The organism is Brevundimonas sp. M1A4_2e (genome assembly GCF_053345555.1).
Genome location: NZ_JBKFAI010000003.1, coordinates 93,614 through 114,227, shown reverse-complemented (window position 1 = coordinate 114,227; position 20,614 = coordinate 93,614). Strand labels below are relative to the sequence as shown.

Annotated in this window: 18 protein-coding genes; 8 read left to right on the top strand and 10 right to left on the bottom strand. The window is 70.8% G+C overall.

Annotated elements, in window-relative coordinates; genetic code table 11:
• Positions 1–379 precede the first annotated feature (379 nt).
• From rpsT to mutM, 3 genes are all read right to left on the bottom strand, one after another.
• Positions 380–649 (bottom strand): 30S ribosomal protein S20, encoded by a 270-nt coding sequence (gene rpsT, locus ACLBV5_RS07525; RefSeq protein ID WP_025978008.1) that lies wholly within the window; start codon positions 647–649, stop codon positions 380–382.
• Positions 650–815: 166 nt separating this feature from the next.
• On the bottom strand, positions 816–1,601 hold the full coding sequence (locus ACLBV5_RS07520; protein ID WP_447605295.1) for an enoyl-CoA hydratase: 786 nt from the start codon (positions 1,599–1,601) through the stop codon (positions 816–818).
• A gap of 136 nt (positions 1,602–1,737) precedes the next feature.
• Positions 1,738–2,598 carry a bifunctional DNA-formamidopyrimidine glycosylase/DNA-(apurinic or apyrimidinic site) lyase gene (gene mutM / locus ACLBV5_RS07515; RefSeq protein WP_447605294.1) on the bottom strand — a complete coding sequence of 287 codons (861 nt, stop codon included), beginning with the start codon at positions 2,596–2,598 and terminating at the stop codon, positions 1,738–1,740.
• 61 nt (positions 2,599–2,659) lie between these two features.
• Here mutM and ACLBV5_RS07510 point away from each other — a divergent pair, with 61 nt between their 5' ends.
• From ACLBV5_RS07510 to ACLBV5_RS07475, 8 genes are all read left to right on the top strand, one after another.
• Positions 2,660–3,559, top strand: a complete 900-nt coding sequence (locus ACLBV5_RS07510; RefSeq protein WP_447605293.1) for a class I SAM-dependent methyltransferase — start codon at positions 2,660–2,662, stop codon at positions 3,557–3,559.
• Positions 3,560–3,632: 73 nt separating this feature from the next.
• Positions 3,633–4,370, top strand: coding sequence for a pseudouridine synthase (locus tag ACLBV5_RS07505; protein ID WP_447605292.1), 738 nt, complete (start codon positions 3,633–3,635; stop codon positions 4,368–4,370).
• Between the two features lie 225 nt (positions 4,371–4,595).
• Positions 4,596–5,234: a phosphoribosylanthranilate isomerase gene (locus ACLBV5_RS07500; RefSeq protein WP_278069998.1), complete on the top strand. Its 639-nt coding sequence runs from the start codon at positions 4,596–4,598 to the stop codon at positions 5,232–5,234.
• A gap of 32 nt (positions 5,235–5,266) precedes the next feature.
• Positions 5,267–6,481, top strand: a complete 1,215-nt coding sequence (trpB, locus tag ACLBV5_RS07495) for a tryptophan synthase subunit beta (RefSeq protein WP_313634009.1) — start codon at positions 5,267–5,269, stop codon at positions 6,479–6,481.
• Positions 6,481–6,969, top strand: a complete 489-nt coding sequence (locus tag ACLBV5_RS07490) for a hypothetical protein (protein WP_134581819.1) — start codon at positions 6,481–6,483, stop codon at positions 6,967–6,969. The genes trpB and ACLBV5_RS07490 overlap by 1 nt, the downstream gene beginning before the upstream one ends.
• On the top strand, positions 6,966–7,823 hold the full coding sequence (gene trpA / locus ACLBV5_RS07485) for a tryptophan synthase subunit alpha (RefSeq protein ID WP_447605291.1): 858 nt from the start codon (positions 6,966–6,968) through the stop codon (positions 7,821–7,823). Before ACLBV5_RS07490 ends, trpA begins: the two co-directional genes overlap by 4 nt.
• Before the next feature lie 10 nt (positions 7,824–7,833).
• Complete coding sequence (locus ACLBV5_RS07480) at positions 7,834–8,733, top strand: acetyl-CoA carboxylase carboxyltransferase subunit beta (RefSeq protein WP_025978017.1); 900 nt, start codon at positions 7,834–7,836, stop codon at positions 8,731–8,733.
• 11 nt (positions 8,734–8,744) lie between these two features.
• Positions 8,745–10,031, top strand: a complete 1,287-nt coding sequence (locus ACLBV5_RS07475; RefSeq protein WP_447605290.1) for a bifunctional folylpolyglutamate synthase/dihydrofolate synthase — start codon at positions 8,745–8,747, stop codon at positions 10,029–10,031.
• 205 nt (positions 10,032–10,236) lie between these two features.
• Here ACLBV5_RS07475 and trxA read toward each other — a convergent pair whose 3' ends face one another.
• The 7 genes from trxA to ACLBV5_RS07440 form a co-directional block, all read right to left on the bottom strand.
• Positions 10,237–10,569 carry a thioredoxin gene (gene trxA, locus ACLBV5_RS07470; RefSeq protein WP_025978019.1) on the bottom strand — a complete coding sequence of 111 codons (333 nt, stop codon included), beginning with the start codon at positions 10,567–10,569 and terminating at the stop codon, positions 10,237–10,239.
• Between the two features lie 125 nt (positions 10,570–10,694).
• Positions 10,695–14,132 (bottom strand): double-strand break repair helicase AddA, encoded by a 3,438-nt coding sequence (addA, locus tag ACLBV5_RS07465; protein WP_447605289.1) that lies wholly within the window; start codon positions 14,130–14,132, stop codon positions 10,695–10,697.
• Positions 14,129–17,203, bottom strand: coding sequence for a double-strand break repair protein AddB (addB, locus tag ACLBV5_RS07460; protein ID WP_447605288.1), 3,075 nt, complete (start codon positions 17,201–17,203; stop codon positions 14,129–14,131). The genes addA and addB overlap by 4 nt, the downstream gene beginning before the upstream one ends.
• Before the next feature lie 2 nt (positions 17,204–17,205).
• Positions 17,206–17,919 carry an N-acetylmuramate alpha-1-phosphate uridylyltransferase MurU gene (murU, locus tag ACLBV5_RS07455; protein ID WP_447605287.1) on the bottom strand — a complete coding sequence of 238 codons (714 nt, stop codon included), beginning with the start codon at positions 17,917–17,919 and terminating at the stop codon, positions 17,206–17,208.
• A gap of 187 nt (positions 17,920–18,106) precedes the next feature.
• Positions 18,107–19,195, bottom strand: a complete 1,089-nt coding sequence (gene amgK / locus ACLBV5_RS07450; protein WP_447605286.1) for an N-acetylmuramate/N-acetylglucosamine kinase AmgK — start codon at positions 19,193–19,195, stop codon at positions 18,107–18,109.
• Positions 19,188–19,649 (bottom strand): tRNA (adenosine(37)-N6)-threonylcarbamoyltransferase complex ATPase subunit type 1 TsaE, encoded by a 462-nt coding sequence (tsaE, locus tag ACLBV5_RS07445; RefSeq protein ID WP_447605285.1) that lies wholly within the window; start codon positions 19,647–19,649, stop codon positions 19,188–19,190. Before tsaE ends, amgK begins: the two co-directional genes overlap by 8 nt.
• A 10-nt stretch (positions 19,650–19,659) precedes the next feature.
• Positions 19,660–20,496 (bottom strand): 1-acyl-sn-glycerol-3-phosphate acyltransferase, encoded by an 837-nt coding sequence (locus ACLBV5_RS07440; RefSeq protein ID WP_447605284.1) that lies wholly within the window; start codon positions 20,494–20,496, stop codon positions 19,660–19,662.
• Positions 20,497–20,614 lie beyond the last annotated feature (118 nt).

The following is a 20,614-nucleotide window of genomic DNA, read 5'->3' as shown; positions in this document are numbered from 1 at the left end:
CTCACAGACAGACATCTCGCGTCGAGGGAAATCATTGATTTCCCTCGTCTTCATCCAGACAGGATGGAAGTGCGTTACCCCCTCAACTTACCCTCGGAACGGCGGAGATCAACGCTGATTCGAGTCGAGATTCGCACTTAAATTGATTGACTCCAGCAAACCCCGGCAGGGCTTAGGAAAATGGCGATTTCGCCTTAATCAATCGCCGGAGTCGGCCGGTCTGACTTAGCAGCAGACAGCAAGACGGCGAGGGAGCTTGCGCTTCCTCGCCGTTGAAATTCATGCATTTTTTCACGAAACGCCGGTTAAGGGCCTTCCGTGACCGTCGCATTACGATGTTTGACGAAGCCGTGAAGACTCGTCCGAGCGCGTTGCGAAATCAGGCGGCCGACAGCTTCTTCAGCTGGGCGGCCAGACGGCTGACCTTGCGCGAGCCGGTGTTCTTGTGAACCACGCCCTTGGACACGGCGCGCATCAGTTCCGACTGGGCGGTGATGAACGCAGCCTTGGCGGATTCCACGTCGCCGCCCGTGACGGCTTCCTGGAACTTGCGCAGGTAGGTGCGAACGCGGGTGCGGCGGGCCTTGTTCACTTCGGTCCGCGCTTCGATCTTGCGGATCGCCTTGCGGGCGCCTGCATTGTTGGCCATCGGGTAAAAACCTTCGAACGAAAACGCCGTAAACCACACGTCCACGGCGAGAAAATCTCAAGAGCGGGCGGCTATAGCGGAAAGCCTCCGAACGGTCAACGCGATCCGCCCGGAATTGAGTCGGGGCCGGGGTTTGCGCCCCATGCGGCCGGCCCCGACGCCAGACTCAGCGGCCGGTGAAGGCGGGCTTCCGCTTCTCGACGAAGGCGGCCATGCCTTCCTTCTGATCGTCGAAGGCGAACAGGGAGTGGAACAGCCGGCGCTCGAACACCACCCCTTGCGCCAGGGTCGTCTCGAAGGCGGCGTTGACCAGTTCCTTATTGGCCATGACGGCCAGGATCGATTGTCCGGCGATCTTGGCGGCGGCGGCGCGCGCCTCGTCCAGCAGGGCGTCGGCGGCGACGACGCGCGACACCAGACCCGAGCGTTCGGCCTCGGCGGCGTCCATCATTCGGCCGGTCAGGCACATGTCCATCGCCTTGGCCTTGCCCACGGCGCGGGTCAGGCGCTGCGAGCCGCCGATGCCGGGCGCCACGCCCAGATTGATCTCGGGCTGGCCGAACTTCGCCGTGTCCGAGGCGATGATGAAGTCGCACAGCATGGCCAGTTCGCACCCGCCGCCCAGGGCATAGCCCGACACCGCCGCAATGATCGGCTTGCGGAAGCCCGCCACCCGATCGTGGGCGCGGGCGAAGAAGTTGCCGCGATACATGTCGGCATAGGCTTGATCCGCCATCTCCTTGATGTCGGCGCCCGCCGCGAACGCCTTCACCGAGCCGGTCAGCACCACGCAACGCACGCTGTCGTCGTCGGCCACGCTCTCCAGAAAGTCTCCCAGTTCGCCGGTCAGGGTGGTGTTCAGCGCGTTCAGCGCCTCGGGCCGGTTCAGGGTGACGACCGCATAGCCGTCCGCGTGGCGTTCGATCAGCAGGGTGGAATAGGCGTCGGCCATGAGGGGCTCCCGAAATGGCGAATGGCGAATGGCGAGTGATTAGAAGGTTCTGTCGGTCTCAGACAAGGCTTGGAGGGTCGCTGCATCGCGCCAGCCTCTTGCTTTGGCACGTCACTCGCCACTCGCCACTCGTCACTCACTTCTGGCAGACCGGGCAGAAGACGGTCGAGCGGCCGCCCTGCACGATGCGCTTCACCACGCCGCGACAGCCTTCCGTGCGGCACGGCTCATGCTCGCGGCCATAGACGTCGAAGCGATGCTGGAAATAGCCCTGTCCGCCCTCGACATTGGCGAAGTCCTTCAGGGTCGAGCCGCCTGCGGCGATGGCGTCATGCAGGACGTTGCGGACCTCGACCGCCAATCGCTCCAGCCGGGGGCGGCTGACCTTGCCCGCCGCTGTCCGGGGCGAGATGCGCGCCCGGTATAGCGCCTCGCACACATAGATATTGCCCAGACCGGCCACGATGCTTTGGTCCAGCAGGCTGACCTTGATGTTCTGCGCCTTGCCGGCAAAGGCCTCGGCCAGGTGCGCGCCCGAGAAGGCGTTGCCCAGCGGCTCCGGCCCCAGTTTGGCGAACCAGGCGTGCCCCTCGACCGCCTCGGTCGGGATCAGGCCCATGAAGCCGAAGCGCCGCGCATCGGCGTAGCCCAGCCGCGTCAGCACCCCGTCCCGGTCGGCGGTCAGGCTCATATGCTCATGCTTGCCCACGACGGGGGCGTCCGTTTCGAACAGGCCGGGGGCGACGCCCTCCAGGGTGAAGCGGCCGGTCATGCCTAGGTGCGTGATCCAGGTCTCGCCGGTCGACAGGGGAAACAGCAGATATTTCGCCCGCCGGTCCAGCCGCAGCACCGTCGCCCCGTCCAGCCGCTCGACGAAGCGTTCGGGAAAGGGAAAGCGCAGGTCCGGCCGGTTCTGACGCGGCGCGCTCAGGCGGGCGCCCTCCAGCACGGGCTGAAGGCCGCGACGGACGGTTTCGACTTCGGGTAATTCGGGCATGAGCGTCAGCTTAGGCGCGGGCGGCTTCTCGGGCGAGGGGGGAAGGGATTATAGGCGGGGGATGACCATGCTTCTCTACGGCCGCCCGCCCGCCGTGTTCGATCCGCCCACGACGGCGATCCAGACCTCGCCCCTGATCCCCGGCTCGAGCGCGCTGGAGACGGTCGCGCCCGGCTCGGCCGAGGGCGTCATGCTCTACGCGCCGCCCGGCGCGGTGGAGCGGCGCTATACGCTGGCCCTGGCGCTGAGGGCGCTGAAGCCCGGCGGGCGGCTGGACGTCATGGCGCCCAAGGACAAGGGCGGCTCGCGCCTGGGCAAGGAGCTGAAGGCCTTCGGGCTTGAGGTCGCCGAGACGGCCAAGGCGCACCATCGCCGCTGCATCGTCATCCGCCCCGAGGCGGTCGAGGGGCTGGACGCCGCCATCGAAGCGGGAGCGCCGCGCGTGGTCCCGGGGCTGGAGGGCTGGTCCCAGCCGGGCGTCTTCGCCTGGGACCGGATCGATCCGGGCACGGCGCTGCTGGCGCAGGTGCTGCCGCCGCTGAAGGGCGCGGGCGCCGATCTGGGCTGCGGTTTCGGGGCGCTGTCGACGGTGGTGCTGCGCGCGCCCGCCGTGACGGCGCTGCGGCTGATCGACATCGACCGGCGCGCGGTCGAGGCGGCGAAGCGCAATGTCGAGGACGCGCGCGCCAGTTTCGACTGGGCGGATGTGCGGACGCTGGAGGGGGCGGGCGATCTGGATTTCATCGTCAGCAATCCGCCCTTCCACGACGGCGGGGCCGAGGACCGGCGGCTGGGCCAGAACTTCATCCGCAAGGCGGCCGAGATGCTGCGGAAGGGCGGGACGGCCTGGATCGTCGCTAACCGCCACCTGCCCTATGAGGCCGAACTGGACGCCGCCTTCAAGCGGGTGCGGATGGTCGTGGATCAGGGCGGCTACAAGATTTTCGAGGCGGTGAAGTGATCTCGCCCTCAAGCAGCCCGAAGGGCGGTAGGGCGAGGCATAAGCCCTCAAGCAGCCCGAAGGGCGGTAGGGCATGAGCAAGAAGATTCCAACGTCCCGCGTGGACAAGCTGCTGGGCTCGATGGGCTACGGCTCGCGGGCCGAGATGGCGCGGCTGGGCAAGGCGGGCGGCGTCGTGCTGGACGGCGCCGATCTGACCGATGTGTCGCAGCGCATTCCGGTGACGCCCGACCTGCCGAGCCGCATGGAGATCGACGGCGAGCCGCTGGATCCCGTGCCTGGCCTCGTCATCCTGTTGAACAAACCGCTGGGCATGACCTGCTCGCACAAGGAGGACGGGGCGCTGGTCTATGACGTCCTGCCCGACCGCTGGCGGCGGCGCGATCCGGCGATCTCGACCATCGGGCGGCTGGACAAGCAGACCTCGGGCCTGCTGCTGCTGACCGACGACGGCGACCTGCTGCACCGGGTGATCAGCCCCAAGCGTCAGGTGGCCAAGGTCTATCGCGCGACGCTGGCGCGGCCGCTGAACGGGACGGAGGGGGCGCTGTTCGCCTCGGGCGAACTGGTGCTGGAGGGCGAGGACAAGCCCCTGGCGCCCGCCGTGCTGGAGGCGGTGTCGCCGACCGAGGCCCTGCTGACGGTGACGGAGGGGCGCTACCATCAGGTGCGCCGGATGTTCGCGGCGGCGGGCAATCATGTGGAGGCCCTGCATCGCGAGCGGTTGGGCGGGCTGACGCTGGGCGATGATCTGGCGCCGGGGGAGTGGCGGCTGCTGAGCGAGGATGAGATCGCCTCGATCTTCGACTGAACCACTCTTTCGTCATCCTCCGACGAGCGTAGCGAGATCGGGGGACCCAGCGGCGCCCGTCAGGGCGAAAGACCCACGCGCCGCGCTTGCCGCAAGGATCGCCTTCGGCGCCGCAGGGTCCCCCGGTCTGCGCCGCTTGCGCGGCTTGCCGGAGGATGACGAGGGGTAAGGGAGGGGAAGTGCGGCGCTTGACCTCTTCCCCACAGTCGCGCACCTGATTTGCGCATGACCCTGACCAAGATCTGCGGCCTGACGACGCCGGATACGCTGGATGCGGCGCTCGACGGCGGGGCGGCCTTTGTCGGGGCGGTGGTGTTTCCCAAGAGCCCGCGCCACATCCCGCCGCTGCACGCCGCCACCCTATTCGACCGGGCGCGAGGGCGCGCCAAGGTGGTCGCCGTCCTGGTCGATCCCGACGACGCCCTGCTGAGCGAGGTCGCCCTGATCCTGCGGCCTGACCTGATCCAGCTGCACGGCCACGAGACGCCGGCCCGCGCGGCCGAGGCGCGGCGGTTGACGGGGGCGGGGATCATCAAGGCGCTGCCGATCCGGGACGAGGCGGACTTCGCCTCCGTCGCCGATTGGGCGGACGTCGCCGATCACCTGCTGTTCGACGCCAAGCCGCCGAAAGGGGCCGATCTGCCCGGCGGAGTGGGGGCGTCGTTCGACTGGACCCTGATGCGCAATCGGGCTCTTCCGGCAAACTGGTTCCTCGCGGGCGGGCTGTCGCCGGAAAATCTCACCGAAGCGGTGCGGATTTCAGGGGCGCCGATGGTCGATGTCTCCTCTGGCGTCGAAAGCGCGCCGGGTGTTAAGGACCCTGACCTGATCCACGCCTTCCTCAAGGCCGTATCCCGGTCCTGATTTCGTCGCCTTCCCGCGAAAGACTGCCGCTCGTGAACGCATTTCTCCCCAATATCTACGCTTGGCCCGACGCTGACGGCCGCTTCGGCCCCTATGGCGGCCGTTTCGTGCCCGAGACCCTGATGCCGCTGATCCATGAACTGGAGGCGGCCTATAAGGCGGCCAAGGCGGACCCGAGCTTCCAGGCCGAGCTGGACGGCTATCTGGAGCACTACGTCGGTCGCGCCAGCCCGCTCTATTTCGCCGAGCGGCTGACCGAGCATTTCGGCGGCGCCAAGATCTGGCTGAAGCGCGAGGACCTGAACCACACGGGCGCGCACAAGATCAACAACTGCATGGGCCAGATCCTGCTGGCCCGCCGCATGGGCAAGACGCGCATCATCGCCGAGACCGGCGCCGGTCAGCACGGGGTCGCCTCGGCCACCGTCTGCGCCCGCTTCGGCCTGCCCTGCACCGTCTACATGGGCGCCGTCGACGTGGCCCGTCAGCAGCCGAACGTCTTCCGCATGAAGCTGCTGGGCGCCGAGGTCTCGGCGGTGACGGCCGGGGCGGCGACGCTGAAGGACGCCATGAACGAGGCGATGCGCGACTGGGTCACCAACGTCGCCGACACCTATTACATCATCGGCACCGCGGCGGGCCCGGCCCCCTATCCGGCCATGGTGCGCGACTTCCAGTCGGTGATCGGCAAGGAGATCAAGGCCCAGGCCCAGCGCCAGATCGGGCGCCTGCCCGACGCCGTCATGGCCTGCATCGGCGGCGGATCGAACGCCATCGGCGCCATGCACCCCTTCATCGAGGACGAGGGCGTGCGCCTGATCGGGGTCGAGGCGGCGGGCCACGGCCTGGACACCCCCGACCACGCCGCCAGCCTGAAGGGCGGGCGCTCGGGCGTGCTGCACGGCAACCGCACCTATCTGCTGCAGGACGCCGACGGCCAGATTCTGGAGGGCCACTCCATCTCAGCGGGCCTCGACTATCCGGGCATCGGGCCGGAGCACGCCTGGCTGCACGATCTGGGTCGCGGCGAATATCTGTCGGCCACCGACGCCGAGGCGCTGGAAGCGTTCCAGACCCTGTGCAAACTGGAAGGCATCATCCCGGCGCTGGAGTCGTCGCACGCCCTGGCGCGCGCCGGCGAGGTGGCCCGGGACCTCGGCAAGGGGGGCGATCTGGTCATCGTCCTGTCTGGCCGGGGCGACAAGGACATTAACACCGTGGCTCAACACCTGGGCGTGGAGTTGTAATGATGAAGACCCTGCTGATCGCCGCCCTTCTGGCGGCCGCTTCGCCCAGCCTGACCCTGGCGCAGAACACCGCTGCGCCCGCCCAACAGGCGCCGGTGCAGACGGCGCCGACCGTCCCGCCCGGCCCGGCGGCGACCGGAATGCCCGTCCTGCCTCCGGCGACCGAGGCGGCCGACTGCGGCGGCCTGCTGCGCAGCCCCGCCTTCTGCGTGACGGCGCAACTGGACCAGATCGGCGCCCTGGCCGACGCCTATACGGAACATCTGGGCACGCTGAACTGGCTGGCGGCGGACGGGGACGACAACCGCGTCATCTTCGTGCGGCGCCGCGAGGGCGGCGGCTGCGACGGCCTGCAGATGGTCGCCTTCTATGACGAGAGCAAACCGGCCGAGGCGACGGCGCCGGGCTATCTGGGCTTCGCGGTCATTCCCGGCGATGTCTGCACCTCAGGCCCGGCTTCGCCGGTCGCCGGAACCCTGCCGCAATGACGACCGCACGCATCGACGCCCGCTTCGCCAAGCTGAAGGCTGAGAACCGGGCCGGTTTCGTCCCCTATGTCATGACCGGCGACCCCAGCCGGGACGAGGCGCTGGAAATCCTCAAGGGCCTGCCCGCCGCCGGGGCCGACCTGATCGAACTGGGCCTGGCCTTCTCGGATCCGATGGCCGAGGGGCCGCCGATCCAGCGCGCCGCCCTGCGCGGGTTGAAGGCGGGGATGACCCTGCGCGGCACGCTCGACCTGGTGGCCGACTTCCGCAAGAGCGATCGGGACACGCCGCTGATCCTGATGGGCTATCTGAACCCGGTGGAATCCTACGGCTATGAGGCCTTCGCCTGCGACGCGGCCGAGGCCGGCGTGGACGGCATCATCGTCGTCGACTGCCCGCCGGAAGAGGCCGGGCCGCTGTCCGCCGCCCTGGACGCGGCCGAAGTTTCGCTGATCCGGCTGGCCACGCCGACCTCTGACGACGACCGCCTCAAGGTCATCGCCGAGGGCACGTCGGGCTTCGTCTATTACGTCTCGGTCGCCGGTGTGACCGGGATGAAGGAGGCCGTCGCCGCCGAGGTGGCGCCCGCCGTCGCGCGCGTGCGACGCGCCGCCGGCCTGCCCGTCGCCGTCGGCTTCGGCGTCCGCACGCCCGAACGCGCCGCCGAGATCGCCCGCGTCGCCGACGCCGTCGTCGCCGGTTCGGTCTTCGTGAACGAAGTCGCCGCCGCCCTTGAGGCGAACGAACCGGCTGTCCCTCGCGTTCTGGCCAAGGTGAAGACGCTGTCCGATGCGGTGAAAGCCGCGCGAACGAGTGCGCCCCAGAATAGTGATTTCCTCGCGGAAACCGTCTAAAGGCCCGCCCATGGTCGATAAACATCCTGAGAACAAGGCTCGCGGCGGTTGGCTGTCGCGTTTCGCGCCCGGCGTGCGCAAGATCGTCAGCCCGCGCGACACCCCGGACAATCTGTGGGTCAAGGATCCCGACACGGGTGAGATGCTGTTCCGCTCGGACCTGGAGGCGGCCCTGTGGGTCACGCCGTCGGGCCGTCATATGCGGATCAATGCGCCCACGCGCCTGAAGGCCACTTTCGACGACGGCCTGTATGAGAGCATCGACACGCCCGACGTGCCGGAAGACCCGCTGAAGTTCTCGGACGGCAAACCTTATCGCGACCGTCTGTCGGCGGCGCGCAAGGCGGCGGGCCGCAAGGACACCATGGCCATCGGCTATGGCCGCATCGGCGGCGCGCCCGCCGTGGTCATCGTCCAGGACTTCACCTTCATGGGCGGTTCGCTGGGCATGGCGGCGGGCGAGGCCTTCATCGCCGCCGCGCGCGAGGCGGTGAAGCGCAATGTTCCCTTCGTCTGCTACACCGCCGCCGGCGGGGCGCGGATGCAGGAAGGCGCCCTGTCGCTGATGCAGATGGCGCGCACCACCCTGGCCGTCCAGGAAGTGAAGGCGGCCAAGCTGCCCTACGTCGTGGTGCTGACCGACCCGACCACGGGCGGGGTCACGGCCTCCTACGCCATGCTGGGCGACGTCCACCTGGCCGAGCCGGGCGCCCTGATCGGCTTCGCCGGTCCGCGGGTGATCGAGACCACCATCCGCGAGAAGCTGCCCCCGGGCTTCCAGCGCGCCGAATACCTCAAGGACAAGGGCATGGTGGACAAGGTGGTGTCGCGCGCCGACCTGCCGACGACGCTCGGCCTGATCCTGTCCATGCTGATGAGCGGAACCGCCCAGACGCAGAAGGCGGCGTAAAGCCGGCCCTGATGGACCCGATCTCGGAACGCCTGCGCGCCCGGCATCCCCAGCGCATCGACCTGTCGCTGGACCGGATGCGGGCCCTGTGCGCCGCGCTCGGCGATCCGCAGGACAGGTTGCCGCCGGTGGTCCATGTCGCGGGCACCAACGGCAAGGGCTCGACCGTCGCCCTGATCCGGGCGATTGCAGAAGCGGCGGGCCTGCGCGTCCATGCCTATACCTCGCCGCATCTGGTGCGGTTCAACGAGCGCATCCGCCTGGCGGGACGCCTGATCGAGGATGACGCCCTGAACGCCATCCTGGACCGGGTCGAGGCGGCGATGGCCCTGACCGGCGGCCAGGCCACGGTGTTCGAAAGCACCACGGCGGCGGGCTTCCTGGCCATGAGCGAAACCCCCGCTGACCTGGCCGTCATCGAGGTCGGTCTGGGCGGATCGCTGGACGCCACCAATGTCATCGCCCGGCCGCTGCTCAGCGTCATCACTCCGGTCGACCTGGACCACGCCGAGTTCCTGGGCACGAGCATCGAGGGCGTGGCGGGCGAGAAGGCGGGCATATTGAAAGCGGGCGCGCGCGGCGTCGTGGCGCGCCAGTCCGAGGCGGCCATGGCGGTGATTGCGCGGCGTGCGGCGGAGGTGGGCTCGCCCCTGACCGTCATGGGCGTGGACTTCGACGCCTGGGCCGAGCGCGACGGCCTGGCCTATCAGGATCCGGAGCGGTTCCTGGACCTGCCCGCGCCCGCCCTGGCCGGCGCGCATCAGTTCGACAATGCGGGCGTGGCGGTCGCCGCCGCGCTGGAGCTGGACCTGCCCGAAGCCGCCATCGCCGAGGGGCTGAAGTCCGTGCGCTGGCCGGCGCGGATGCAGCGGCTGACCGCCGGGCCTTATGCCGACAAGGCCCAGAAGGTCGACGCCGAACTGTGGCTGGACGGGGGGCACAACCCGCACGCCGCCCGCGCCCTGGCCCGCGCCCTGTCCGACCGTCAGGCCCGCGCCCCGCGCCCCACCGCCCTGATCGTCGGCATCCTGGCCAACAAAGACGCGGGCGGCTTCTTCGAGGCGCTGAAGGGGATCGACGCCCAGGTCTTCACTGTCGGCTTCGAGGGAGCGGCCGCCGAGCCGGAGGCCCTGGCCGCCGTCGCCCAGGGACGCGGCTTCGGCGCGATGGCGGCGGGATCGGTGGACGCCGCGCTCGACCGCGCCCTGGCCCTGGGCGCCGGGCGGGTGGTCATCTGCGGCTCGCTGTATCTGGCGGGCGAGGTGCTGGGCGCCAGCCGCGAGACCTGGCCGGCCTAATCCCGAGGCGCCGCGCTTCTTCCTCCCCGTCCCGGGGAGGGTGGTCGCGAAGCGACCGGGCGGGGAGGGCCAGGCGATCCTGAGCGCCTCAGAACAACAGACAAGCAAAAGGCGGCGCCCCGTTCCCGGCGCCGCCCCCACCCGGTTTCGGCCTGACGGCCTCAACCCCCCTCCCCGGGAGGGGGAGGGAAAAGTCGTGCGTGTGTCAGTCCGCCTTCACGCCGGCTTCGGCCAGCCATTCGACGATCTTGCCCTTGGGCATGGCGCCGACCTTCATCGAGGTCATCTGGCCGTCCTTGAACAGCATCAGGGTCGGGATGCCCTTCACGCCCATCTTGGACGGGACCATGGGGCTGTCGTCGATGTTGACCTTGGCGATGGTCACCTTGCCGGCCAACTCGTCCGAAATCTGCTCCAGCGCCGGGCCGATCTGCTTGCAGGGGCCGCACCACTCGGCCCAGAAGTCCACCAGGACCGGGGTCGAGGATTTCAGGACGTCGGCGTCGAAGCTGTCGTCGGTGACTTTCACAGTCGCCATTTTAGTCTCCTTAAGGGCGCTATCGCTCGCCGCGCGGCGGCTCGCTGTTTGAGCGCATTTAATAGTCGCGCGCCGACGGCAGCGTCGGCGTTCGGCCACAGATGTGGGTGCGAATCCCGCACAAATCAACGCGCATTTTCGAGAGCGGCGTCCATCAGCCCTTGCGGAACCGCCATCAGCTTCGGCCCGTCGGTCCAGACCAGGGCCGCCTCGACCGCGCGGTCGGGATAGAGGCGGCGCAGAACGGCGGCGTAGATGGCCATCTGCAGCACATAGGCGGGATCGGCGTCCTCGACCCGGTCCGGGGCCGGGCGGTTGGACTTGAAGTCCACCACTAATACGCGTTGTGGCGTGACCACCAGCCGGTCGATGCGGCCCGAGATCGACACGCCGGGCGGCAGGTCGGGCGCGGTCCCGGTCAGGGCGACCTCGGCGCGGCTGCCGGGGCCGAAGACGGGGGCGAAGCGGGCGTCGTCCAGCACGCCGAACGCGGCGGCGATCATCTCGGCGCGCTGGTCCTCGCTCAGGTCGCGCTCGCGGGCCAGCATCCGGCGGGCGGCGTCGGGGCGGTCGGGCGACGGCAGGTCGGGTAGACGCTCCAGCAGGCGGTGGATCAGGTCGCCGCGCCGGAACCGGCCCAGACCCGCGCCGGGGCCTTCGCCCCGCGCCAGCGGGGACGGCGCCGGGATGCGTTTCTGCTCCTGCATCTGCGAGGGCGAGGCGAAGCGGGCGGCGGCGTCGCGCGGCGGGGTGGTCCGCGCCCAGGCGGGGGCCTCCGCGCGCATCTCGGCGGCGGCGACGGCGGCGGGCAGGCTGTCAGGATCGGCGCCGTAGCGGCGGACGCCGCCGTCCAGCTCGCGCACCTGATCGCCCAGCCGGTCGAAGGTCTCTTCGATCACCGACCACCAGTCCCCGGCCTCGGGCGCGCGTTTCGAGCCGCGTCCCATGACCATCACCCGATCACGCGCGCGGGTCAGGGCGACGTAGAGCAGGCGCAGAGATTCATCGCCGACCCGCGCCTCACGCGCCGCACGGGCGTCGGCCGAGGCGGGGCAGTCCTCCTTGGACGAGCCGGGGCACATCAGCCAGGCCTCGGCGCCGTCCTCCAGCGGGACAGGCATCAGGGACGGCCCCTGCGCCTTCGCCTTCATCGTCGTGTCGGGCAGGATGACGACCGGCGCCTCCAGCCCCTTGGCGCCGTGGACGGTCATGACGCGGACCTCGCCGCGCGGGCCTTCCAGCTCGCGTTTCACCTCGACATCGGCGGCTTCCAGCAGGGCGAGACAGGTCTCCAGATCGGTCCCGCCGCGTCCCTCGGCGGCCAGCACCTGATTGAGGGTCTCGTCGATGGCTTCCTCGGCCTCGCGGCCCAGCCGGGTCAGGATGCGGGCGCGGCCGGACTGGCCTGTCGCGTCGACCCGGTTCAGCAGGCTTGAGAAGAAGCCGAAGGGATCGAGGTCGCGGGCGCCGCGCGCCGCGCGCAGCAGGTGCAGCGCCCGGCCCCACTCGGGCCGCTCGTCCGCCCGGCGCTTCAGTTCGCGCCACAGGCTGTCGCGTTTATCGCGGCCCGCCAGGTCGAACAGGCTGTCCTCGTCCACGTCGCAGAAGGGGCCGCGCAGCACCTCGGCCAGGGTCAGGTCGTCGCCGGGGAAGAGGGCGAACCGGGCGAGCGCCTTCAGGTCGTCGAAGACGATGTGCTGCGACAGCTTCAGCCGGTCGGCGCCCGCCACCGGCGCGCCCGCCGCCTTCAGGGCGCGGATGATCTCCTCGAAAGTCGCGTCGCGGCGGCGGACCAGGATCAGGAAGTCGCCGTAGCCGCAGGGGCGCGCGACACCGCCCTTGTCAAAGACGACGACGTCGGTCTCGACCTGGCGCTTGATCTCGTTCGCCAGGGTCTGAGCCATGCGCTTGCGGGCGCTGGCGGTTCCTTCCTGATCGACGGGATCGGTCCAGGCGTCGCGCTCGGGCGGGGCCTCGTCCACGAACAGGGGCCACAGCTCGACGGCGCCGGGCTGGCCTTTGCGGGCGGCGGTGTGGTGCGGGATCTCGCCCGTTTCGCCGACCAGGGCGCGGGCGCGTTCGGGCGTGCCGAAGACTGCGTCCACGAAGGTCAGCACCGCCTCGGTCGAGCGGTAGGAGGTCTCCAGCGGCACGCCCTCGAAGGCGCCGCCCGCCCCGCTGATCAGGCTGTCATAGACCTGCGATTCCTGCCTCAGCCGCTCGGGCCGGGCGCCCTGGAAGGAGTAGATGGACTGCTTCTCGTCGCCGACGGCGAAGACGGTGCGGTCGGTGTCCGGGACGGTGAAGAACTCGCCGGTCAGGGCGCGCATGATGGCCCACTGCTCGGGCGCGGTGTCCTGAGCCTCGTCGATCAGGACGTGGTCGACGCCGCCGTCCAGCTTGTACAGCACCCAGGCGGCGGTCGAGCGGACGGTCAGCAGCTCCACCGTGCGCGCCACCAGGTCTGAGAAGTCGAGCGCGCCGTGCGCCGTCTTGGCCGCCTCGTAGAGGGCGGCGTGGGCGTTGGCGAGGGTCAGCAGCTTGATGGTGTCATCGGCGACCTTGGCGGCGCGTTGGCGGTCGAGCGCCGCCAGGTATTTCAACTGCACATTCGCCAGATAGGTCGTGGATGAAGCCGGCGCAGCCTTGGCCCCGAACTTCTCGCGCGCGACGCCCTTGGAGTCGAAGAAGATGTCCTTCATCGCCGCCAGGGTCGTGTCGGGCGGCATGGCGTCGCGCATGCGCTGAGCCATCTTCTGGTCGTTCTTGCCGCTGGTCGCCAGGCCGTCGGCGCAAGCGGCCCAGTCGGCGGGATTGAGCCAGCGCAGGAAGTCGGCCTCGATGTCCTCGGGCGTCTTTTGCGGATCGGCCCCGGTCAGGACATGGGGGCCAGGCGCGCGGCCGTCGGCGACGCGGGCGACATAGTCGGTCAGCTCGGCGCGCCGGTTCTCGATCAGGGCCAGCAACTCCTGGAAGCGGCCCCAGTCCAGCTCGACCGCGAAGTGGCTGTAGGCCTGGCCGACCGGCCCCTCGGCGTCATGGAGGGCGGCGCGGGCCAGGTCTTCGCGCGCGGCGTGGGAGAGGGCGATCGCCGCCTCGTTCTCCAGCACGGTGAAGCGCGGCGACACGCCTGCCTCGATGGGAAAGCGGCGCAGCAGCTTTTCGCAGAAGGCGTGGATGGTCTGGATCTTCAGCCCGCCGGGCGTCTCCAGGGCGCGGGCGAACAGGCGCCGCGCCTCGGACAGGCGGGCGGGGTTGAGGGCGGCGGGGTCGCTGTCGTCCAGTTTGGCCAGCGCAGCCGACAGTTCGCCGTCGTCCATGACGGCCCATTTGCCGAGCGTCTCGAACAGGCGGGCCTGCATCTCGGCGGCGGCGGCCTTGGTGTAGGTCACGCACAGAATGGCCGAGGGCGCGGCGCCGCCCAGCAGCAGGCGCGCCACCCGGCTGACCAGGGTGGTGGTCTTGCCCGATCCCGCGTTGGCGGTGACGAAGACCGAGCGTGCCGGGTCGGCGGCGCGGGTTTGGGGGTTGAGGGCGTCTTCGGGCCGGATGTGGAGGTTCATTCCGCCTCTCCTTCCTCGGCCCCGCCGATGACGTGCCATTCCCAGACCCGGGCCAACAGATTGTAGGGGCTGTAGCTGCCCATCAGGTGCGGCGCGGCCCACGAGAGATAGGGCGTCTCCGGCCGGTCGAACTCGGCCACGCGGGCCATCAGGCCTTGCAGCGCGGCGTCGGACAGGATCTGCGCCTCCGGCCCGGCCGCGCGCACGGCGACCTCGCCCGCCTTCTTTCGGCCGACGACCCGGACGTAGGTCAGCTCTTCGGGCGGCACGGGGCCGTTGGTCTTTTCGAAGCCGCCGGCGGCCAGGATGGCGCCGGTCAGGGTCAGCTGGGGGGCGAAGCCCGCCTTGATCTGCTTGGCGGTCGGGACCTGGCCGGTCTTGAAGTCCATGACGGCGGCCGACAGGGCGCCGACCTCGATGCGGTCGGCGTAGGCCTTGAGCGTGAAGGGGCCGCCGGGGGCCTCGAAGGTCAGGGCACCCTGCTGTTCGATCAGTAAGGTGACGCCGCGCGCACGTCGGTTCGTCTCGAACCCGGCCAGCCAACGGGCGGCGTTTTTCGCCAGCGGCGCCTCGCGGGCCATGGCGGCGTCCTCGAAGCCGTGGGCGCCCAGCTCCTCAAGCAGCAGGCGCTCGATCACCGCGTCGAGATCGTCGGGCAGCAGGTCGGGCCAGTCCTCGGTCAGGCGCTCGATGGCCTTGTGCACGGCGTTGCCGCGCGCCAGGGCCTCGGCCGAGGCGCCGGGGCGCTCCATGGGCTCCAGGTTGAGGATGCGGCGGGCGTAAAGCGCATAGGGGTCGCGGACCCAGCGCTCGACCCCGGTGACATAGAGGCTGCGCGGGCGGCGCTCGACCGGGGGCGTGGGCTTGGGCCTCGGCGCAAGCTTGGCCGGGCCGGCCGGCGGGGCGTCGAGGGCCTCGGTCCAGTCGATGACGCCCCCGGGGGCGCTGAGCTTGACCGGAGTGTCGGGCGCGTCGGCGCCGCGGGTCAGCATCTCCAGCCGCCACAGCCAGCGCGAGCGCACGGCGGGCTGGCCGCCGCGTCGTTCGCAGTGGACCAGGATCGCCTCCTCGGCGCAGGCGGCCTGGACGAAATCCTGCGCCGTCTGTCCCAGGCGCCGCTCGGGCGCGGGCAGGGGCAGGGCGGCGCGCATCGGCCGTGACAGGAAGGGATCGACCGGGGCGGCGTTGGGCCAGACGCCCTCCTCCAGCCCGGCCAGGATCATGCGGTCGGCCCGCGCCAGCCGCGCCTCGATGGCGCCCAGGATGCGAAGCGACGGATGGGTGGCGCCGCCGGTGCGCACCGTGGTCTCGGCCAGCAAGGCGGCGATCAGGTCGGCGAACTCGGCGGGCGCGGTCGGTCCCAGCGGACCGCCGCCCTCGATCAGGGCCGACAGCAGAGAGGCCGCCGCCTCGCCGTCCGGCCCGGCCCAGGCGTTCTGACCCGCCAGGGTTTCGATCAGGGCGGCCAGGGTGCGGGCCGCCTCGTCCGGCGCACAGGGGCGGGCGGTCGCCAGAGCCTCCAGCCGGTCGGCGAGGGTCTGCGCGCCCTTCAGACGGGACAGCTTCCAGTCGGCCAGCGGCAGGCCGCCGCGCCGTGGCTGGGCCGCCTTCAGCAGGCGTTCCTGCAACTGGGACCAGCGGCGCGGACGCGGGCCGCGCAGGGCATGTTCTTCCAGCGCCTCGGCGGCGTCGGTGAGCGAGGTCTCGCCCAGGTCGAGGCGGACCACCGGGTGCTTCAGCAGGGCCAGCAGGGTCTGGGGCTTCAGCGGCTCGGCCAGAAAGCGGGCGCAAAGGTCGACCAGCACCCCGGCCGTCATCCGCGACAAAGGCTGGCCGGTGGAGGAGTCCGGGACGATGCCCCAGCGCGCCAGCCGCGCTTCGACCCGGCGCGACAGCTGCAGGTCCGGCGTCACGAGGGCGCAGGTGATCGGGCGGCCGTCGGAGCCGCGCTGCTCCAGGCTCTCGCGCATCATCAGGGCGACGGCGGTCGCCGCCTCTTCCTCGGCGCGGACGGACAGGACGGTCAGGCCCGACAGGCCCTCGGCGATGGGGTCGGCGGCGCGGCCCGCCTCGGCCGAGCGAGCGCGCAGGCGCTTGATCTCGGCGCGCCAGTCGTCGGTGGCGTCTGCGGGGCGCAGGGCCTCGTTGATCAGGCGTTGGCGGGCCAGGCCGCGCGCCTCGACGGCGGGCTCGAGGGGCGGCTGGAACCAGGGCTGGACCGCCTCGCGCGCGATCTCGGCGCGGGTCAGCAGGGCCTTCAGCGCGGCCTGCGGATGCTGGTCATCGATGCGGTCCCAGGCGTCGGCGGCCAGATCGAGATCGAGGCCGGGCAGGACGACCACGCCCTGCGGCGCTTTCGCCACGGCCTTCAGCACATCGGCGGCGGCGGGGACGGTGCCGGTGGACCCGGCGGCGATGACGGGGGCCTGCGGCGGGCGGGCGTCCCACGCCTCAGCCAGACGGCGCAGCAGGGTCGCGCGGCGCCAGGCCGGATCGACGAGGCCGAGCGCCTCGAGCCGCTTGGGCCAGGCCTCGACGGCGAGGCCGAGGAAGCGGGCGCTCTCGCGCCAGTGCTCGGCCAGATCCTGTTCGGCCAGGGTGGCGACGCGCGACAGGTCCGAGACCTCCTCCAGCTGGCAGGAATCGAGGAAGGCGCCCAGCGCATCGGCCATTTCGAGCGCGCGCAGGGGCTTCATCCCCGGCTGGAAGTCTTCGGCGATCATGCGCGCCATCTCGAAGCGGCGCGTCAGGGGGGCGATGGCGGGCGGCAGGTCCAGGCCCAGCTCGCCGGGGGCGAAGGGCGGCTCGTCCTCCTCCAGATCGCCGAGGGGGCGCACCTGGGGCAGCAGGACGGGCCGCTCGCCCGCCAGCTTGCCCAGGGCGAAGGAGAAGGCGCGGGCGGCGCGGCGGTTGGGCAGCAGGATGGTGGCGTCGGTCAGGGTCTCGGGCGGGGCGTCGCCCAGCCAGTCGAGGACGCCTGCCGCCAGGTCCTCGAGAAAGGGCCGCCAGGCGGGCACGGCGCGCCAGCGCGGACCTTCACCCGAGAAAGGATCGAAGCGCGCCCCCGTCATGGTCAGCCTTCCGCCTTCAGCCGCGCCTCGGCCTCATCGCGCGCCTGCGGGTCGCCGACGTGCATCCAGTCGCCGTCCAGCACGCAGCCGAAGAGGCGACCCTCGGCGGCCGAGGCGCGCCACAGGGGGCTGAGCGAGAAGGGGCCGTCGGGGCCTCGGTCGGCGTAATCGGGGCGGGTGATGTGGACGCCCATATAGGCGTAGGGCGCGCTGGCCGCCTCGCCTCGGAAGGTCAGGGCGCCGTCCTCGCCGAGGAAGAAGTCGCCGCCGCCCTCGAAGCCGATGGAGCCTTCGCGCCGGGCCAGCAGCAGGGCGGCGTCCATGCGCGCGGGGTCCCATAGGCGGATCAGGTCGCCGAGCGCGTCGCCCCGGTCGATCCAGACGCTGTCGATATTGGCGACGAAGACGGGGGCGTCGCCGAGCAGGGGGCGGGCCTTCTTCAGCCCGCCGCCGGTCTCCAGCAGTTCGGCGCGTTCGTCGGAGATGCGGATGCTTGGGCGGGTGCGGGCGGCCAGATGGCTTTCCAGCCGGTCGGCGAACCAGTGGACGTTGACCACGGCGTCGGCCACGCCCGCCTGGGCCAGCCGGTCGAGAACGTGGTCGATCAGCGCCTTGCCGCCGACCTCGACCAGCGCCTTGGGCCGATCGTTGGTCAGAGGACGCATCCGCGTGCCGAGCCCGGCGGCGAGGATCATGGCGATGGCGGGCGAAGTCATGCGCGTTCTCCGATCCTTCTCCCCTCGGGGGAGAAGGTGTCATGCGGAGCATGACGGATGAGGGGGCGGTCGGCGACGGGCGCGCCGCTCGACGTCAAGGGCGAGACCGGCGGAACGCGCCCCCTCATCCGAGCCGCAAGGCGGCCCACCTTCTCCCCCGAGGGGAGAAGGAAGAGAGCGGCGGCGGTCATCGACGCACCTCCTTCGGCACATAACGGTCCATCCAGGCGGCGACGGCTTCGAGGCCCGGCGCCTTAAGGTTGGCGTTCAGGTGGGCCCACATGCGGGGCATGAAGGCGGCGTAGCGGGGCTTGCCGTCGCGGGCGATCAGGCGGGCGAAGATCCCCAGGATACGCGCCTCGTTCAGCGCCGCCAGACCGGCGTAGGCGGCCATGAAGGCCTCGCGTTCGGTCTCGGGCCGCAGGGCGAAATAGTGGTCCAGCGCCAGGGCCTCCAGCTCGGGCGCCACGTCGCGGCGGGCGTCCTGCAGCAGGGAGTGGAGGTCCCAGGACGGATGGGCCTTCACCGCATCCTGGAAGTCGATCATCCCGACCGAGGCGGCGCCGGTCTTGCCGTCCAGCCGGATCAGGTTCTCGGCGTGATAGTCGCGGTGGGCCATGACGGTCGCGCCCGCCTCGCCCGCCGCCGTGATTGGGGCCCAGGCCGCGCGCCATTCGGCGACGGCGGCCTCATCTAAGCTGAGGGCGGGGATCAGCTTGGGCAGCCATTCGACGAACAGGTCGGCGCCGCCCTGCAGCGCCGTCTGGTCATAGGTCAGCAGGGGCCAGTCGCCCGCCGGACCGGTCAGCACCCCGGGCGTCGGGGCGGCGTGCAGGACGGCGAGCGCCTCGACGGCGGCGCGGTAGAGGGGGGCCGGATCGGCGCCGTTCTCTATGACGCGGGCGAACAGGGCGTCGCCGAAATCCTCGATCAGGGCCAGGCCGTTCGGAGCGTCGACGGCGACGATCTCGGGCGCGGACAGGCCGAGCGACTTCAGGTGGGCGGCGACGGCGGCGAAGGCCTCGATGCGGCCGGCCGACAGGCGGGCGACCGCGTTCCAGCCGTGGGCGCGGCGCTCGTCCGGCGTCCAGGCCGGATCGCAGATCGGGCTCTCGGCGGCGGGGGCCTGATCCATCAGCATCAGGGTCGCGCCCGAGGCCGTGGTCAGCCGCTCGTAACGGCGCGTCGAGGCGTCGCCGGGCAGGGGCGCGCGGACGGCCTCGGCCAGGCCGGCCGAGCGCAGGAAGTCGAGGCGGAGGGCTTCGCGGTCAGACATGGAGTTCCTTCAGTTTCGCTTCCCACGCGCCTGCGCCAGTTACGGTCGCAAGGCGGCCTTCGCCGTCCTCGGAGATGGCGATCGTCAGCCGGTCGGGGCCGAGCATCCGCCCGGGATCCTCGCCCAGCCGTTCGGGCCATTCGATCAGGGCGCAGCCCTCGTCCAGCGCCTCGTCGAGGCCGACCTCGAAAGCTTCCTCGGGGCGGGTCAGGCGATAGAGGTCGAAATGGGCGATGGGCGGGTCGCTCTCGTAGAACTGGACCAGGGTGAAGGTCGGCGACGGCACGTCCTCGTCCGGGCGCGTCAGGGCGCGGATCAGGCCGCGCGCCAGGGTCGACTTGCCCATGCCCAGGGGGCCGTAGAGCAGGACCGCCTCGCCCGGCGCCAGCAGGGGGGCGATGGCCTGGCCCAGGCGCGTGGTGGCGTCGGCGTGGGGGAGGACGAAGGTCGTCATGCTGAGATCATCATGCGAAGGTCGCGTCAGGATCGGCGGCGAGGGTCCGCTCGACGAAGGTTTTCAGTTTCAGGGTGGCGGCCTGAGCGTCGATGTCCAGGGCCAGCGGCGGGATGGGGCGGCCGACGGTCAGGTCGAAGGCGCGCCCCTTCTTGTTCAGCAGCTCGTGGAAGAGGGTGATGTCGCGCAGCTCCTGGGACACCTTGTCGAACAGGTGGAACAGACGGCTGGTCGGACCGGCGACATGGACCGGAATGACCGGCGCTTCGTATTTGCGGGCGAGCGAAGCGGCGGTGGCGGCCCACTCTGGATCGGTCAGCCGGCCGTCCGGGCCGAGGCGGGCCAGGCGTCCGGCCGGGAACATGACGACGCAGCGCTCGGCCTCGAAGGCTTCCTTGGCGGCCTGGAGGGTGGCGCGGGTCTTCTCGCGGGTGCGTTTGGCCGTGACCCATTCGACGGGAATGACGGTCTCCGACAGGCGGGGCGAGACCCGCAGGGCGTCGGCGTTGGCGAAGTAGATCAGGTCGTCGCGCACCGTGCGCAGGGCGTCGTGCAGCGCCAGGCCGTCGGCGATGCCGGTCGGGTGGTTGCACACCACCAGACAGCGGCCAGACGCAGGCAGCCGGTCCAGGTGCGCCGTCCGCACCGTCAGCTCCAGCAGGTCCGAGACGTAGTCCAGCGCCTCTCGTCCGCCCATCGGGCCTATGGCGTCAGCCATGCGGCGCGCCTTGGCGTAGTCGAGCAGGCCGTAGAGGGCGGGGCGGACCAGGGGCCAGGCGGCCGATGCCGTGAGCCGGGGCGCGCGCTCGGCGATCAGCACGTCGACGATGTGGGGAGCCGGACTCATCGCCTGCTTGTCGCCGAGCCGGCGGCGGCGGGCAAGCGGCTTGGCGCGGGCGAGAGACTTTGCGGGCGGCTCGCGGCGGTGTTAGGCCTTCGGCCAGACATCCCATCCGCATGAGGAG

Coding starts and splice junctions, on each gene's coding strand:
- ACLBV5_RS07520 (WP_447605295.1), bottom strand. CDS start 1,601: ATGGCCGACGCCTATTCCACCCTGCTGATCGAACGCCACGCGGACGGC.
- rpsT (WP_025978008.1), bottom strand. CDS start 649: ATGGCCAACAATGCAGGCGCCCGCAAGGCGATCCGCAAGATCGAAGCG.
- murU (WP_447605287.1), bottom strand. CDS start 17,919: ATGACTTCGCCCGCCATCGCCATGATCCTCGCCGCCGGGCTCGGCACG.
- tsaE (WP_447605285.1), bottom strand. CDS start 19,649: ATGACGACCTTCGTCCTCCCCCACGCCGACGCCACCACGCGCCTGGGC.
- addA (WP_447605289.1), bottom strand. CDS start 14,132: ATGAACCTCCACATCCGGCCCGAAGACGCCCTCAACCCCCAAACCCGC.
- ACLBV5_RS07480 (WP_025978017.1), top strand. CDS start 7,834: ATGGTCGATAAACATCCTGAGAACAAGGCTCGCGGCGGTTGGCTGTCG.
- mutM (WP_447605294.1), bottom strand. CDS start 2,598: ATGCCCGAATTACCCGAAGTCGAAACCGTCCGTCGCGGCCTTCAGCCC.
- addB (WP_447605288.1), bottom strand. CDS start 17,203: ATGACGGGGGCGCGCTTCGATCCTTTCTCGGGTGAAGGTCCGCGCTGG.
- ACLBV5_RS07490 (WP_134581819.1), top strand. CDS start 6,481: ATGATGAAGACCCTGCTGATCGCCGCCCTTCTGGCGGCCGCTTCGCCC.
- amgK (WP_447605286.1), bottom strand. CDS start 19,195: ATGTCTGACCGCGAAGCCCTCCGCCTCGACTTCCTGCGCTCGGCCGGC.
- trpA (WP_447605291.1), top strand. CDS start 6,966: ATGACGACCGCACGCATCGACGCCCGCTTCGCCAAGCTGAAGGCTGAG.
- ACLBV5_RS07440 (WP_447605284.1), bottom strand. CDS start 20,496: ATGAGTCCGGCTCCCCACATCGTCGACGTGCTGATCGCCGAGCGCGCG.
- ACLBV5_RS07500 (WP_278069998.1), top strand. CDS start 4,596: ATGACCCTGACCAAGATCTGCGGCCTGACGACGCCGGATACGCTGGAT.
- ACLBV5_RS07510 (WP_447605293.1), top strand. CDS start 2,660: ATGACCATGCTTCTCTACGGCCGCCCGCCCGCCGTGTTCGATCCGCCC.
- trxA (WP_025978019.1), bottom strand. CDS start 10,569: ATGGCGACTGTGAAAGTCACCGACGACAGCTTCGACGCCGACGTCCTG.
- ACLBV5_RS07475 (WP_447605290.1), top strand. CDS start 8,745: ATGGACCCGATCTCGGAACGCCTGCGCGCCCGGCATCCCCAGCGCATC.
- ACLBV5_RS07505 (WP_447605292.1), top strand. CDS start 3,633: ATGAGCAAGAAGATTCCAACGTCCCGCGTGGACAAGCTGCTGGGCTCG.